We start from the raw sequence: 14,330 nt of genomic DNA, 5'->3' as shown, positions 1-14,330 counted from the left end.
TACCTGACGGCGGCTCAACAACCTCGCGCGAGGTTGTTGAGCCGCCGTCAGGTAGTTGTAGCGGGCTCGGGAGTGGAGGTCAGGCGCGGCGGGTGCGGGCGACCTCGTAGAGGGACACAGCTGCGGCGATTCCCGCGTTGAGGGACTCCGTGGTCGCGGCGATCGGAATCGAGACGATCTGATCGCATTTGTCGGCGATGAGGCGAGAGATGCCCTTGCCCTCGGAGCCGACGACGATGCACAGCGGGTCACGGCTGAAGGTCAGCTCCGGCAGCTCGACGTCTCCGTCCATGTCGAGTCCGACGACGAAGACGTTCTGCTTCTTGAGCTCGTCGATGGCACGGGCCAAGTTGACGACCTGGGCGACCTTGATGCGCGCAGCTGCACCGGCGGAGGTCTTCCACGCAGCTGCGGTCATCGAGGCGGCACGACGCTCCGGGATGATGACCCCGTGACCGCCGAAGGCCGCGGCGGAACGCACGATGGCACCGAGGTTCCTGGGGTCGGTGATGCCGTCGAGGGCGACGAGCAGCGGAGCCTCGGCCCGGTCGGCTGCGACCTCGAGCAGGTCACGGGGCTCGGCGTAGTCGTAGGGCGGGATCTGCAGGGCGATGCCCTGGTGGATCGCATCGTCGGTGAGCCGGTCGAGGTCGGGCTTGCTCGCCTCGAGCATCGAGATGCCGCGTTTGGTGGCCAGGGTGATGGCTTCCCGGACACGGTCATCGGAGTCGATCCGCCCGGCGACGTACATCGCTGTTGCGGGAACGTCCTCGCGCAGAGCCTCGAGCACCGAGTTGCGCCCGGCGACCATGTTCGGACCGTTCTCCTTCTTGCGGCGCCTGGCCTGATTGGCGCTTGAGGCCTTCTTCGCCGCTGCCGTCTTGTGTGCCTTGTGGTAGACACGGTCCTCGGCCTTGGGCGTGGGTCCGCGGCCCTGCAGGCTGCGCTTGTTCTTGCCGCCGGAGCCCTTGGTCGGGCCCTTCTTCGAGCCGCCGGCGCGTGGGTTGGAAGCCATGTGAATCCTTAAGAGTCGTAGGTGGTCACGAACCGGAGTTCGTCACCAGGAGAGATTTTCTGAGCAGAGTGCAGCGGGTCAGCTGTCCTTGACGTGGTAGCGGTAACCGTCGGCCGTGTCCTCGATGACGATTCCAGCGGATGCCAGATTGTCGCGGATCGCATCGGCGGTGGCGAAGTCCCTTCCCGCCTTCGCCGCGGACCTTTGTCCGGCGAGCGCATCGACGAGGGAATCCAGCGCCGATTCCACCGTCGCATTCGCTCCTGAGCCGGCCCACGCCTCGGCGCTGGGATTGACTCCCAGGATATCGAGCATCAGCTCCACCTCGGCGACGATCTGCGTGAGTGTGTTCCGGTCCTGGCCGGAGTCGAGGAGTTTCGCACCCTCGGTGACCTTTGCGAAGACCACGGACAGTGCACGGGGCACGCCGAGGTCGTCGTCGAGTGCCGCTGCGAACTCCGTGGGTACGTCGACGCTGCGACCGCGGTAGGAGTCGCTGACATCGGGCAGTGCGGGTGCCCCGTCTCCGAGCGCCTGCCGGGCCCGCTGGAGGAAGTTCGCCAGGCGCTCGAGCGAGGCCGTCTGCCGGTCCATGGCCTCAGGTGAGAACTCGAGGATCGACCGGTAGCTGGCACCGGTGAGGAAGTAGCGCACGGCCAGCGGGCTGTAGCGGTGGAAGAGTTCGGAGGCGAAGACCGAATTGCCGAGCGACTTCGACATCTTGTCCCCGCCCACGTTGAGCAGGCCCGAATGCATCCAGATGTTGGCGAACCGGTCACCAGCCGCACGCGACTGGGCCAACTCGTTCTCGTGATGAGGGAAGCGCAGGTCAAGCCCACCGCCGTGGATGTCGAAATTCTTGCCGAGGTACTTCGTCGACATGGCCGAGCACTCGATGTGCCAGCCCGGTCGGCCCCGACCCCAAGGAGCCGGCCACGAGGCGGTGCCGGGCTCGCCGGGCTTGTGCGCCTTCCACAGCGCGAAGTCCCGGGCGTCCTTCTTGCCCCGCATGTCCGCATCGTTCGCGGGTTCCATGTCCTCGAGGCGCTGGTTGGTCAGTTCCCCATAGTCCGCCCACGAGGCGGCCGCGAAGTAGACATCGCCGCTGTCGTCGAGTGCCGGGTAGGCATACCCCGCGTCGATGAGTCGATCGATGAGTTCGATCATCTCGGTGATGTGCCCGGTGGCGCGGGGTTCGTAGCTGGGTGGCAGCACATCGAGGGCGGCATAGGCCTGGGTGAAGGCCCGCTCGTACTTGAATGCGTGGGCAAACCAGGGTCGGCCCTCCTCGGCGGATTTCGACAGGATCTTGTCGTCGATGTCCGTGACGTTGCGGACCAAGGTGACGCTGTAGCCGCGGTACATCAGCCAACGACGAAGCTGGTCGAAGACCGAGGCCGAGCGCAGATGGCCGATATGCGGCTCGCCCTGCACCGTGGCACCACAGACGTAGATGCCCACGTGCCCGGCATTGACGGGGCGCAGTTCGTCGGTGGTGCGGCTGGCGGTGTTGTACAGAGCAATAGTCACGCACACAAGTCTACCGGGGACAAGCGTGGTGTTGCTGTCTGCGCGGGCATCACGACTCGGGAACGACTATGACGTGTCCGACATTTGATATGAGAGTGTTACACAGCTCACGTGACTTGGGGCACGTTTCACAGAGACCTCCCAGTATGCTGGGGAGCAAGTCAACGCGACCGCGCTTGCTTCATCACGAGGCTACCCTCGTAGGCGGTACGCTCGCTTGCCGGCGATTTCGTCACAGCAGACCGTCATACCGGCATCAGCCTCACAACAATGTGGTTGGACAGAAAGGAACACCGTGTCTTCCACCAAATCACCCCAGAGGGAGGTCTTCGCCACCCGCGGCGCGTTCATCTTCGCAGCCATCGGATCGGCAGTCGGCCTCGGCAATATCTGGCGCTTCCCGTACATCACGTACGACAACGGCGGCGGCGCCTTCATCATCCCCTACCTCGTCGCTCTTCTGACAGCCGGCATTCCGCTGCTGTTCTTCGACTACGCAATGGGCCACCGGTCCCGTGGCTCAGCGCCGCTGGCGTTCCGGATGGCGTCGAAGGTCGCCGAGCCCATCGGCTGGTTCCAGACCGGTGTGGCCTTCTTCATCGGCATCTACTACGCAGCCATCATCGGCTGGGCCGGCTGCTACATGTTCTTCTCGCTCAACCAGGCATGGGGCGATGACGCGACCGGCTTCTTCACCGAGACGTTCCTCCACGCCAGCGACCCGGGCATCTCGTTCGAGTTCGTCCCCGGCATCCTGATTCCGATCATCCTCGTGTGGATCGCCACGCTGGGAATCCTCCTGGCCGGTGTGCAGAACGGCATCGCGCGATTCTCGAAGATCTTCATCCCGCTGCTGGTCGTCCTGTTCCTCGCGCTCGTCGTCCGGGCCCTGTTCCTGCCGGGCGCCTTCGACGGCATCAACGCACTGTTCACTCCGGACTTCGCGGCACTGAGCGATCCGGCAGTATGGATCGCGGCCTATGGACAGATCTTCTTCTCACTGTCGATCGCCTTCGGCATCATGATCACCTACGCCTCTTACCTGAAGCGGAAGACGAACCTGACCGGTGCCGGTCTCGTCGTCGGCTTCTCGAACTCCGCGTTCGAGATCCTCGCGGGCATCGGCGTCTTCGCAGCTCTCGGCTTCATGGCCGCAGCGCAGGGCACGCAGGTCTCCGAGGTCGCCGACAGCGGCATCGGACTCGCGTTCATGGCGTTCCCGACACTGATTTCGGAGATGCCGGGAGGCGCACTGTTCGGCTTCGCCTTCTTCGCCTGCCTCGTGTTCGCCGGACTGACTTCGATCATCTCGATCGTGCAGGTCCCGATCCAGGCAGTGCGTGAGAAGTTCGGCCTCGGCGACCAGGCCTCCACCTTGCTCGTCGGCGGAATCATGGCAGTCATCTCGATCCTGCTCATGCCCACCGTCACCGGCCTCTACGTCCTCGACACGATCGATGCCTGGGCCAACAACATCGGCATCGTCGGCGGCGCCGTGGTCGCGCTCATCACCATCGGCTGGATCGCCCGCAGGCTTCCTGTCCTGCGAGATCACCTCAACGCGATCTCGAGCTTCAAGGTGGGCTGGCTCTGGATGATCATCCTCGGCGGTCTCACGACCATCGTGCTCATCTACATGCTCATCACCCAGATCATCACCTACTCGACCGAGGGCTACGAAGATTATCCAGTCGTCCTCACGGGCACCTTCGGCTGGGGCATGATCGGACTGCTCATCATCGCCTCGATCGTCCTGACCCTGATCAAATGGCCCCAGAAGACACTCGACGCGGCTGAAGCGGCCGTCGCCGATTCTGTGGCCGAAGAGAATCGCACGAACACCACTCACGGAGGAGCACACTGATGGACACCTCAGCAATCGTCATGATGGTCATCGCCATGGTCACCGTCTGGGGCGGCCTCATCGCCGCAATCATGCACCTGCGCAAACACCCGGACGGGGAGTGATCATCACCGACAGATGGTGACCTCACACCCGAGATCTGTTCCGACGAAGGCGGTTCGACACCTGACGAAAGGCATCGAGCCGCCCTCGTCGATTCACCCCTCGTCTCGCCCCTCGTCTCGCCGCTCGTCTCGCCCTCGCCCTGACCGGCTGCAGGCCTCTCGCTCAGCCCGATTTCGGACCTCTCGCATCACCCGACTTCGGACCTGAATTCTCATTCGGCGGGCGCACTGGTCGCGAGCGCCCTGCCTGGTTAGGGTGGGGGTTGTACGAACTTTTCGGTGGGCGCACATGGCCTTTGCCAATGCAGAAGAGCACAACGCCTAAGAGCACTAGGAGACGCAATGCCACAGACGGTCAAAGGTGTCATCTCCCGCAGCAAGGGGGCGCCGGTCGAACTCACAGACATCGTCATCCCCGACCCGGGACCCGGCGAGGTCGTCGTCGATGTGAAGTCGTGCGGCGTCTGCCACACGGACTTCCACTACCGCGAGGGCGGAATCAGCGACGACTATCCGTTCCTGCTCGGCCACGAATCGGCCGGCACGGTCTCGGAGATCGGCGAAGGCGTCACCGACGTCGAGGTGGGCGACTTCGTCATCCTCAACTGGCGCGCCATCTGCGGTGAGTGCCGGGCCTGCAAGCGCGGCGAACCCTGGTACTGCTTCGACACCCATAACGCTTCGCAGAAGATGACCCTGCCCGACGGCACCGAGCTCGAAGCCGCACTGGGCATCGGGTCCTTCGCAGAGAAGACCCTGGTCGCGGCCGGACAGTGCACCAAGGTCCCCGAGGCTGATCCCGCTGTCGTGGGTCTGCTGGGCTGCGGTGTCATGGCCGGAATCGGTGCCGCCATCAACACCGGCGAGGTCACCCGCGGCAAGACCGTGGCTGTCATCGGCTGCGGTGGTGTCGGCTGCTCGGCCATCGCCGGTTCTGCGCTGGCCGGTGCCGGCACGATCATCGCCCTCGACCTCGATGACAAGAAGCTCGACTGGGCGAAGGACCTCGGAGCCACCCACACGGTCAATACCCGCGGCAAGAGCGAGCACGAAGTCGTCGAGGCCATCCAGGAACTCACCGGAGGCTTCGGCGCCGACGTCGTCATCGACGCGGTCGGCCGACCTGAAACCTGGCGACAGGCCTTCTACGGCCGTGACCTCGCGGGCACCGTGGTGCTCGTGGGCGTGCCGACCCCGGAGATGGAGCTGAGCGTTCCGCTGCTCGACGTCTTCGGCCGCGGCGGTCGCCTCAAGTCCTCCTGGTACGGTGATTGCCTGCCCGAACGGGACTTCCCGATGCTCGTCGACCTGTATCAGCAGGGACGCGTGCCTTTGGAGAAGTTCGTGTCTGAGCGCATCGGGCTCGGCGACGTCGAGGAGGCATTCGAGAAGATGAGTCAAGGCAAGGTACTGCGATCGGTGGTGGAGCTCTGATGACGGCAATCGAACATCTGGTCACGTCCGGAACGTTCTCGCTCGACGGCGGAACCTGGGACGTCGACAACAACGTATGGATCATCGGCGACGACTCCGAAGTCATCGTCATCGATCCCGCGCACGACGTCAACGCCATCGCGGAGAAGGTCGGTGCGCGTGAGGTCAAAGCGATTCTGCTGACTCACGGTCACGATGACCATGTCGGAGTCGTCCGCGATTTCGCGCACCGTGTGGGCAACCCACCCGTTCATCTGAACCCCGAGGATCACGTCCTCTGGGACATGACCTATGACAGCTACCGCCCGGACACGGAGATCTCCGACGGAGATACCTGGAACGTCGGCGGCGTGAGGATCAAGGCCCTGCACACACCCGGCCACTCCCCCGGCTCCACCTGCTTCTTCGTCGAGACCGGCCTGCCGATCCCGGCATCTGCGGGTGCTGGCAGTGCTGTCGGGCCTGTCCTCTTCTCCGGGGACACGCTCTTCAACGGAGGCCCCGGCGCGACCGGTCGTTCGCACTCGAGCTTCGAGACGATCATCGAATCGATCAGAGACGTCCTGTTCAAGCTGCCCGACGCCACGATCGTCCTGACCGGACACGGCGAGGCGACGTCGATCGGTGCCGAAGCTCCGTCGCTGGAGGACTGGGTCAAACGCGGAGCGTGAGAATCCTCGTTCTCTGATTCGCCGAGGTGGTGCGTGAGCAGGCGATCGATCCGATCACCGAGCACCGCACCGGACCGCAGAAACAGAGAACCCCGGACAGAGGTGCCGTGGTCGCAGACGCGACCACGGCACCTCTTCCTTTCGACTGCGCTGTCTCGTGATTGCAGCCACGAGATACACTCATCTGGTGCCTGATTCTCATTCCTCACAGCCCCCTGTTCCTGCTGACTCGTCATCGTCGTCTCCGACGCCTGATGCGTCGAAGGCCGGAGCCGGCCTGAAGGTCGGAATGAAGCCTCGCCACCTGGTCATGATGAGCCTCGGATCGGCGATCGGCGCCGGCCTGTTCGTCGGTTCGGGTGCCGGTGTCCAGGCTGCCGGACCAGCCGTCCTCATCTCCTATGTGGTTGCCGGGCTCATCGTCATCTTCGTCATGCGAGCACTCGGGGAGCTCGTGGCTGCCGACCCGAATCCCGGCGCCTTCTCCCACTACGCCGGCCGAGCGATGGGTCCTGCCGCCGCATTCGCCGTCGGCGCCCTGTGGTGGGTCCAACTCTGCCTCGTCGTCGCCGCCGAGGCCACTGCCGCTGCACAGATCGCGGCCAGCTATGTGCCGTCGGTCCCACAATGGGTCATCGCTCTGGCCATCATGGTCATCTTCACCGCGATCAACCTCACCACTTCGGGCAGCTTCGGTGAGTTCGAGTTCTGGTTCTCCCTCATCAAGGTCGCCTTCGTGACCCTGTTCCTCGTCCTCGGCGCCGCATTCCTGTTCGGCTGGACCCCGGCACAACCGCCCGAGACCATCTTCGCTGATGGGTTCATGCCCACAGGTCTCCCCGGTGTTGCGGCCGGTCTCCTCGTCGTCGCGTTCGCTTTCGGCGGGATCGAGATCGTGGCGGTCGCCGCCGCCGAGACCGCGAACCCGAGTCGCAGCGTGACACAGGCGATCAAGACCATTGTGTGGCGAATCCTGTTCCTCTACATCGGCTCCGTGGCAATCATCGTGCTCGTGCTCGACTGGAAGGACGAACGGCTGGCCGAGTCACCCTTCGTCGCGGTCCTCGACACCGCTGGTCTCCCCGTCATCGCCTCTCTCCTGGCCGCGGTCATCGTCATCGCACTGCTGTCATCGATGAACGCGAACATCTATGGTGCTTCCCGAATGGCGTTCTCCATGTCCGAGCGGAAGATGCTTCCGCCAGGACTGAGCCGCACGACCAGACGCGGCGTCCCGATGATCGCGGTGCTGGCCACCTCGGCGTTCGGATTCGTGGCAGTGGCCCTGAACTACTTCTGGGCCGCCGAAGTGCTCGGTGTGCTGCTCAACATCGTCGGGTCCACGCTCATCGTCACCTGGGTCGTGACACTGATCTCCCAGATCATCATCCGCCGCCGTACCGAGGCCGCCGGCGAAGAACTGCCGCTGAAGATGTGGCTCTTCCCCTGGCTGTCCTATGCGACGCTGGCGGGCATCGCCATGATCATCATCCTCGGTCTGACCGTGGAGTCCGTGCGCATCCAGATACTCGGCACCCTGGTCTTCACCGCGGCACTCTACGGAATCGGCTACCTGGTCACGCGTAAGCGCAGGGCCTGAACCAGTTCTCGAAGGGCCGAGGACTGCGCTGGGATCGGCGGCTGTCCCGTCACTGGGGTGGGCGTCGGTGATCGGCGCATGGCTGGCGTCAGCGGCTGTGCCCTCGCGGGGGTTCGTTCGGCTGCTCGGCTGAGCCATCCGTCGAGCATGTCGAGTGTCTGGCCCTCGTGGCGGCCGAAGTGTCGGCCCGCATACTCAGTGACGTCGATGGGCACGAATCGCTCCAACGCGTCGAGGACGAGCCCGGCACCTCGTTCCGACATCGGCATCCAGACGCCGGTGACGGCATGCACAGCCTCCGCGGCTGCCCGCGTGGGCCGTCGCAGGTGCGACCTCAGACCGGCCCAGTTCCCCTCGCGAGCACTCAGTTCAGCGACGTAGGGAATGAACACCGCCGGCGGGGCGGAGATCATGAAGGCCGGTACACCGACGATGAGGCCGCCGAGCCTGCGCCGCAGTCCTCGCACGGTCTCGCCGCGGCCGCTGGCCATGAACACGGGCATCCCGGGCGGATGCCAATAACTGACGTTGCGTCCCGTTGTTCGCTCTGACAGGAGTGCGGGTGAGAAGACGAGGATCTCGGAATCAGGGAACATCGACGCAGCAACGGACCGGTCCCCGTCGACCTGGCTGGTGATCGCGATGAGGCCCGGACGAAGAGCGAGAATCGATGAGGCAACATCCTCGTCGAGGTCACCCGGCCGTGTCGTCAGCACCACGAGGTCCCACAATTCCGAACTCACCGCAGCCCAATCGACCACAGGCACTCGGCACACAGGCGCCGTCCCCTGCCCAGGTTCCCGACGCACAGGCACTCGGCACACCAGCCGCTGTCCGAAGGCGCGCACTCGTCTCGGATATGCGGCGCTTCGCGCCCGCATTGGGTCTGAATTCGAACTTTCCGACCGTGAGACGACCACCGCTTCGTGTCCTCGTCCGAACAGCGCCGCAGCTGCGAGGCCGATCGCCCCGGCTCCCTGGAACAGGACCTTCATGCACTGCTCACTGCGGTCTCGGCGCTGCCACCGACGCGTCGTCGCGCGCAATGGGATAGACAAGAGCATTCGCGATGGCTGCGACGCCTTCACCGCGCCCCGTCAGACCGAGCGCATCGGTCGTCGTCCCGGACACTGATACCTCGGCCCCAGCTGCCGCAGACAGCGCATGCTGAGCATCGAGTCGCCTCGTGCCGATCTTCGGGCGGTTGCCGATGACCTGGACGGAGACATTGCCGATCTCGTAGCCTGCCGCACGGACCTGACGTGCCGCCTCGGCGAGGAGAGCGGCCCCGGAGGCACCGACGAACTCGGGCCGGTCGACGCCGAAATGCTGACCCAGATCGCCGATTCCTGCGGCAGAGAACAGCGCATCACAGCACGCATGTGCGGCAACGTCGGAATCGGAATGGCCCTCGAGCCCACGTTCACCGGGCCAGTTCAGGCCCGCGACCCAGAGTTCACGCTCGGGATCGTCGGAATAGGCGTGCACGTCGACTCCGATGCCGGTACGCGGAATCACCATGGTCATCGTCACTGCTCTCCTTCGCTCGCTGCGTTCGGCTTCGCGCCATTCGGTCCCGCATCGACAGTCGCCTGCTCCCGCTGCGTCGCATCCCGAGTCGCTCCCGCATCCCGAGTCGCTCCCGCGTCCCGCTTCTTCGCGATGTGCTCACCGAGTACGAGGTCGAGCGGGTAGGTGATCTTCAGTGCTTCCTCGTCACCGTCAACGGCGACGACATCGACACCGAGGCGCTCGACGAGACCCGCATCATCCGTGGCTGTAAGGCCTCCCGGTCCCGAGGCGGCCAGATCGTCTTCGTATCTCTCGTGGGCTCGACGCAGGGTGCTGGCAGTGAAACCCTGAGGAGTTTGGACGCGGCGCAGTTGCGAACGGTCAAGATCGCCGTGGAGGACCTCAACGGTTGGTAACTTCTGGTCGTTCTCAGCACCGGATTCGACCACAACTTGCCAACCGTTTGCGTCTGGCTGCGACTGAGGTGCCCGGGGCCCGTCGTTCGTGGTGGCACGGTGATCGTTCATGGCCTGACGGTGATCCGAGTGCGCTGCGGGGCGGCTCTCAACGCGGCGCACGGTGTCCGTCATGGGCAGGACGGGAACGACCGCCTCGGCGCCGGCGCTGACAGCATCGGCCACTCGCCGGAAGACCTCGGACGGTGTCAGTGCCCGGGCAGCATCGTGGACCAGCACAATGTCTGCGTCACCGGCATATTTCAAGGCCAATTGCACGGATTCGATTCGATCTTCTCCGCCTGCTACAGCTGTGATTCGCATTCCAGCAATACTGGATTCCGATTCTTCTGCGCCCGATTCTGAAATGGAATCGATTTCATTGCGGGCACGCATTAGAAACTCCTCGGGAGCGGCAACCACAATTGTGGAAGCAACTCCCGAGGAGATGATCGTCTCAAGACTGCGAGCCAGAAGGCTCTTCCCGTTCAGCCGGACGAGGGCCTTCGGGTCTGCACTGCCCAAGCGCGTTCCCGACCCTGCGGCCGGAACGATGACGCAGATATTCAGGACGCAAGCACTTCGTCCAGAATGGCCTCGGCCTCGGATTCCTCTTTCTTCTCAGCCAATGCGAGTTCAGAAACGAGGATCTGACGGGCCTTGGACAACATGCGCTTCTCACCGGTCGACAAGCCGCGGTCCTGCTCGCGACGCCACAGGTCACGAACGACTTCGGCAACCTTGATCACGTCGCCGGACTGCAGCTTCTCAAGATTCGCCTTGTAGCGACGAGACCAGTTCGTGGGCTCTTCGACGAATTCCGCGCGGAGGACGTTGAATACCTTCTCAACACCCTCTTCACCGACGACATCTCGCACACCGACGAGGTCGCAGTTCTCCGCAGGAACCTCGATCACTAGATCACCATGGGCGACCTGGAGCTTGAGATACAGTTTCTCCTCACCTTTAATGGTTCGTTTCTTGATATCTTGGATTGTCGCTGCACCGTGATGTGGATAGACAACTGTGTCGCCGACCTCGAAACTCATATTCTCTTCAAACCCCTTTCGCGGACTTCCAGTTTACCATGAGGCGCGCCACAGAAATCATTCAGGCTGCGGATTCTTCGTGCTAGGCTCCGCTGCGCGGTTTGCCGAACGCGGGCTCATCTCAGGCGATACCGAAATTCTCGCGGCCAGAACCCGTGCCACCGGGCCTGGGCTCTGTTGGAGTTCTCACAGCGGGAACTCGTCCGGTCCCATTCCGGGTTCTACGGCCGGTCAAAAACCGGGTAGTATACAGATTGATCTTGTATTGCCACTTCAAGGAGCACAATGAAACGGCACAACCGCGCGGCACTCGCAGTTGCCGCACTCGCTCTCATCATTCCCGTCAGCGGATGTGCAAGCCTGCTGTCACCTCACCAGACCGCCGAGTACCACTACAACGCCGGTGACGGTGCCTGGGGATCGGTCGGAGACGTCGAGGTCCGCGGTCTGATGCTCGTCATGGACGAGTCCGGCAAGGGCCCGGCCCAGTTGTTCTTCACACTCATCAACAAGGGCGATTCCTCTGCCAAGGTGTCCCTGGACGTCGGCGGGAAGACGACCACCGAGTCGGTCAAGGCCGGCGAAACCTTCGTTCAGGACCCGGAGAGCTCGGCGTCGACGTCATCGAAGCCGGTCATCGTGGACAGCCTCAAGGCGAAGCCCGGCGACCTGGCCGACGTCACCGTCAAGGTCGGCAGCGACGAGAAGACGATCCGGACTCAGGTCCTGTCGAATTCTCTGCCGTACTACGAACAGTACGTACCGACCGAGAAACCATCGGAGTCACCCAGCGAGGATGCCACTCAGCCCGGCGAAGACGCATCACAGTCCGGCGAAGCCACCGGCATCAACGGCTGAATCCAGCCGCACAAGAGCCGTATACCTCAAGGAGCCGCCCACACGATGTGGGCGGCTCCTTCTGTGTCAGCTGTGAGTCTCTCGGCGCAGGTGCCGTGAGTGCTCCCGCTGCGGGCGATCAGGCTCTGCGCGCAGTCACGCTCTGCGGGTGGTCGTAGTCAGGCTTCGAACTTGTAGCCGAGTCCGCGCACCGTGGTCAGCAGGCGCGGCTCCGAGGGGTTCTGCTCGACCTTGGCACGCAGACGCTTGACGTGGACGTCGAGGGTCTTCGTGTCGCCGACGTAGTCTTCTCCCCAGATCCGATCGATGAGCTGACCACGTGTCATCACCCGGCCGGAGTTGCGGATGAGGATCTCGAGCAGTTCGAACTCCTTCAGCGGCATCGACAGCTCTTCGCCACGGACGCTGACGAAGTGACGTTCGACATCGATGCGGACTCCCCCGGCTTCGAGCACCGACTCGTCGTCGAATGCTTCGGACTCGACGTTGCGGCGCAGCACCGCTCGCACCCTGGCCAGCAGTTCTCGCGAGGAGTAGGGCTTGGTCACATAGTCGTCAGCGCCGAGCTCGAGTCCCACCACCTTGTCGATCTCCGAGTCCTTGGCCGTGAGCATGATGATCGGCACGCTGGACTTCGCACGCAGCTCTCGACACACCTCGGTGCCGGAGACTCCCGGCAGCATGAGGTCGAGCAGAACGAGGTCGGCGCCGTTGCGGTCGAACTCTGCGAGAGCCTTCAAACCGTCATCGGCGACTGTCACCTCATATCCTTCTTTACCGAGCAGGTACGACAGTGGGTCCGAGAACGAATCCTCGTCCTCGACAAGCAGAATTCGAGTCACGTTGTGAGCTTCCTTTGTTCGCTTCCGGTTTTCAGAACCTGGGTTGTCTCATTCTCCCCTGTGCTGACGCCCTTGTCATCGTCAGGGTCATGCTCGGTGCTGCCATCGGCAAGCGCGCCATCAGCAGTTGCGCCCTCTGACTGGGCGTCTGCCTCAACCTCAGCTTCGTCGGCATCGGCTCGTGCCGAGTGCTCGAGCAGGACTCCATCCGGCGCCGAGGAGGATGCTTCGTCATCGGAGATGTTGCCTGCCAGCGGAAGCACGATGGTGAAGGTCGAACCCTTGCCGAGGCGGCTCCAGACCTTCACCTGTCCGCCGTGGGTGGCGATGATGTGCTTGACGATGCTCAGCCCCAGCCCGGTTCCACCCGTGATGCGCGAGCGCGCCGGGTCGACGCGGTAGAACCGTTCGAAGACACGCTCGGTGTCCTGAGTGGAGAGACCGATGCCCTGGTCGGCGACGGAGATCTCGACGCGTTCGTCGACGAGTTCGACGCCGACGCCGATGCGAGTGCCGTCGGGTGAGTAGTTGATGGCGTTGTCAATGAGGTTGCGCACCGCATTGACGAGGAGTTCGTAGTTGCCCTCGATGAGCATCCTGCCCGGTGGCGAGACCTCGATATGGATGTTCTTGCCTTCGGCACGCGTGCGGGCACGATCAGCGGCATCATCGACCACCTCGGCGGCGGAGATCTTCTCCGTCGCAGACGGAGCGGTGTGGTCCTGGACGCGGGACAGGTCGATGATCTCCTGCACCAGCTGGGTCAGCCGCTTCGACTCCCGCTGCATGCGACCGCCGAAGCGTTCGACGGCCTGCGGGTCATCGGAGAAGTCGGTGACCGCCTCGGCGAGGAGGGACATCGCGCCGATGGGGGTCTTGAGTTCGTGGGAGACGTTGGCGACGAAATCTCGCCGAATGGAGTCAACGCGCTTGGACTCGGTCTGGTCGTCACAGAGGACGAGGACGAAGGCCGTGCCCAAAGGCGCCACACGAGCGTGGAGGAACCGCAGGATCGAATCCGTCTGTTCGCGCTTCTGTTCGAGTTCGATCTCTTCGATGAGGCCTCTGGAGCGGACTCGGCCGACCATGCGCAGCATCTCGGGAGAGGCAAGGGAATGACCTCTGACCAGCCCGAATGTATACGCGGCCGGGGATGCTTTGACGACGTCATCGCCGGCGTCGAGAACGATCGCGGCCGAGGGCAGCACAGCCAGAACCTCGGCGATGCCTTCGGGCAGGTCGTCCTCAGAATGCAGATCGGCAGCATCACGGGAGCGTTCGCTGAAACGAAACGCCAGAATTCCCGCTATGCCCAGTCCCAGACCGACGATGCCGGTCAGGACCGCTACGATCAAGAGGTCCACGTCATCAAGCTTATGCGCAGTCTGCTTCACAG

14 protein-coding genes are annotated in these 14,330 nt (G+C 63.6%); 6 read left to right on the top strand and 8 right to left on the bottom strand.

Translation table 11 applies throughout. The features are described from left to right. Nucleotides 1-79: 79 nt before the first annotated feature. Nucleotides 80-1,015 (bottom strand): 23S rRNA (guanosine(2251)-2'-O)-methyltransferase RlmB, encoded by a 936-nt coding sequence (gene rlmB / locus JFC13_RS05470; RefSeq protein WP_198396062.1) that lies wholly within the window; start codon nucleotides 1,013-1,015, stop codon nucleotides 80-82. Nucleotides 1,016-1,093: 78 nt separating this feature from the next. Then, nucleotides 1,094-2,545 carry a cysteine--tRNA ligase gene (gene cysS, locus JFC13_RS05465; protein WP_198396061.1) on the bottom strand — a complete coding sequence of 484 codons (1,452 nt, stop codon included), beginning with the start codon at nucleotides 2,543-2,545 and terminating at the stop codon, nucleotides 1,094-1,096. Nucleotides 2,546-2,840: 295 nt separating this feature from the next. On the opposite strand from cysS, the gene JFC13_RS05460 reads away from it, so the two are divergent. The 5 genes from JFC13_RS05460 (at nucleotide 2,841) to JFC13_RS05440 (ending at nucleotide 8,218) form a co-directional block, all read left to right on the top strand. After that, nucleotides 2,841-4,409: a sodium-dependent transporter gene (locus JFC13_RS05460; protein ID WP_198396060.1), complete on the top strand. Its 1,569-nt coding sequence runs from the start codon at nucleotides 2,841-2,843 to the stop codon at nucleotides 4,407-4,409. Beyond that, nucleotides 4,409-4,513, top strand: a complete 105-nt coding sequence (locus JFC13_RS05455) for a methionine/alanine import family NSS transporter small subunit (RefSeq protein ID WP_198396059.1) — start codon at nucleotides 4,409-4,411, stop codon at nucleotides 4,511-4,513. The genes JFC13_RS05460 and JFC13_RS05455 overlap by 1 nt, the downstream gene beginning before the upstream one ends. Nucleotides 4,514-4,855: 342 nt before the next feature. Continuing rightward, nucleotides 4,856-5,947 carry an S-(hydroxymethyl)mycothiol dehydrogenase gene (locus JFC13_RS05450; RefSeq protein WP_198396058.1) on the top strand — a complete coding sequence of 364 codons (1,092 nt, stop codon included), beginning with the start codon at nucleotides 4,856-4,858 and terminating at the stop codon, nucleotides 5,945-5,947. Further along, a complete protein-coding gene (locus JFC13_RS05445) occupies nucleotides 5,947-6,618 on the top strand; it encodes an MBL fold metallo-hydrolase (RefSeq protein ID WP_198396057.1) in 672 nt (223 codons plus the stop codon). The genes JFC13_RS05450 and JFC13_RS05445 overlap by 1 nt, the downstream gene beginning before the upstream one ends. A gap of 187 nt (nucleotides 6,619-6,805) precedes the next feature. Beyond that, a complete protein-coding gene (locus JFC13_RS05440; RefSeq protein WP_332839340.1) occupies nucleotides 6,806-8,218 on the top strand; it encodes an amino acid permease in 1,413 nt (470 codons plus the stop codon). On the opposite strand, the gene JFC13_RS05435 is transcribed toward JFC13_RS05440, so the two are convergent. The 4 genes from JFC13_RS05435 to JFC13_RS05420 form a co-directional block, all read right to left on the bottom strand. Then, complete coding sequence (locus JFC13_RS05435; protein ID WP_198396056.1) at nucleotides 8,188-8,961, bottom strand: hypothetical protein; 774 nt, start codon at nucleotides 8,959-8,961, stop codon at nucleotides 8,188-8,190. The genes JFC13_RS05440 and JFC13_RS05435 overlap by 31 nt on opposite strands. Nucleotides 8,962-9,220: 259 nt before the next feature. After that, complete coding sequence (gene ispF / locus JFC13_RS05430) at nucleotides 9,221-9,745, bottom strand: 2-C-methyl-D-erythritol 2,4-cyclodiphosphate synthase (RefSeq protein WP_198396110.1); 525 nt, start codon at nucleotides 9,743-9,745, stop codon at nucleotides 9,221-9,223. Nucleotides 9,746-9,747: 2 nt separating this feature from the next. Beyond that, nucleotides 9,748-10,710 carry an IspD/TarI family cytidylyltransferase gene (locus JFC13_RS05425; protein WP_232488202.1) on the bottom strand — a complete coding sequence of 321 codons (963 nt, stop codon included), beginning with the start codon at nucleotides 10,708-10,710 and terminating at the stop codon, nucleotides 9,748-9,750. Nucleotides 10,711-10,751: 41 nt separating this feature from the next. After that, on the bottom strand, nucleotides 10,752-11,234 hold the full coding sequence (locus JFC13_RS05420; protein WP_009883639.1) for a CarD family transcriptional regulator: 483 nt from the start codon (nucleotides 11,232-11,234) through the stop codon (nucleotides 10,752-10,754). Nucleotides 11,235-11,519: 285 nt separating this feature from the next. Here JFC13_RS05420 and JFC13_RS05415 point away from each other — a divergent pair, with 285 nt between their 5' ends. Beyond that, nucleotides 11,520-12,092, top strand: a complete 573-nt coding sequence (locus JFC13_RS05415; protein WP_198396055.1) for a hypothetical protein — start codon at nucleotides 11,520-11,522, stop codon at nucleotides 12,090-12,092. A 158-nt stretch (nucleotides 12,093-12,250) separates the two neighbouring features. Here the strand turns inward: JFC13_RS05415 and JFC13_RS05410 are convergent, their stop codons facing one another. Beyond that, complete coding sequence (locus JFC13_RS05410; protein WP_198396054.1) at nucleotides 12,251-12,934, bottom strand: response regulator; 684 nt, start codon at nucleotides 12,932-12,934, stop codon at nucleotides 12,251-12,253. Further along, the gene (locus JFC13_RS05405) at nucleotides 12,931-14,298 is read right to left on the bottom strand and encodes a sensor histidine kinase (protein ID WP_332839339.1); all 1,368 of its coding nucleotides are present in this window, start codon (nucleotides 14,296-14,298) and stop codon (nucleotides 12,931-12,933) included. Before JFC13_RS05405 ends, JFC13_RS05410 begins: the two co-directional genes overlap by 4 nt. Nucleotides 14,299-14,330 lie beyond the last annotated feature (32 nt).

Origin of the sequence: Brevibacterium antiquum (assembly GCF_016107655.1) — a bacterium.
Taxonomy (GTDB): domain Bacteria; phylum Actinomycetota; class Actinomycetes; order Actinomycetales; family Brevibacteriaceae; genus Brevibacterium; species Brevibacterium antiquum.
Note: the sequence above shows the minus strand (reverse complement) of the source record. Positions and strands in the feature narration are given on the sequence as shown.

Excerpts from the sequence above, each read along its gene's own strand:
- JFC13_RS05455 (WP_198396059.1), top strand. The coding sequence starts at position 4,409 with ATGGACACCTCAGCAATCGTCATGATGGTCATCGCCATGGTCACCGTC.
- JFC13_RS05450 (WP_198396058.1), top strand. The coding sequence starts at position 4,856 with ATGCCACAGACGGTCAAAGGTGTCATCTCCCGCAGCAAGGGGGCGCCG.
- JFC13_RS05420 (WP_009883639.1), bottom strand. The coding sequence starts at position 11,234 with ATGAGTTTCGAGGTCGGCGACACAGTTGTCTATCCACATCACGGTGCA.
- JFC13_RS05445 (WP_198396057.1), top strand. The coding sequence starts at position 5,947 with ATGACGGCAATCGAACATCTGGTCACGTCCGGAACGTTCTCGCTCGAC.
- JFC13_RS05415 (WP_198396055.1), top strand. The coding sequence starts at position 11,520 with ATGAAACGGCACAACCGCGCGGCACTCGCAGTTGCCGCACTCGCTCTC.
- ispF (WP_198396110.1), bottom strand. The coding sequence starts at position 9,745 with ATGACCATGGTGATTCCGCGTACCGGCATCGGAGTCGACGTGCACGCC.
- rlmB (WP_198396062.1), bottom strand. The coding sequence starts at position 1,015 with ATGGCTTCCAACCCACGCGCCGGCGGCTCGAAGAAGGGCCCGACCAAG.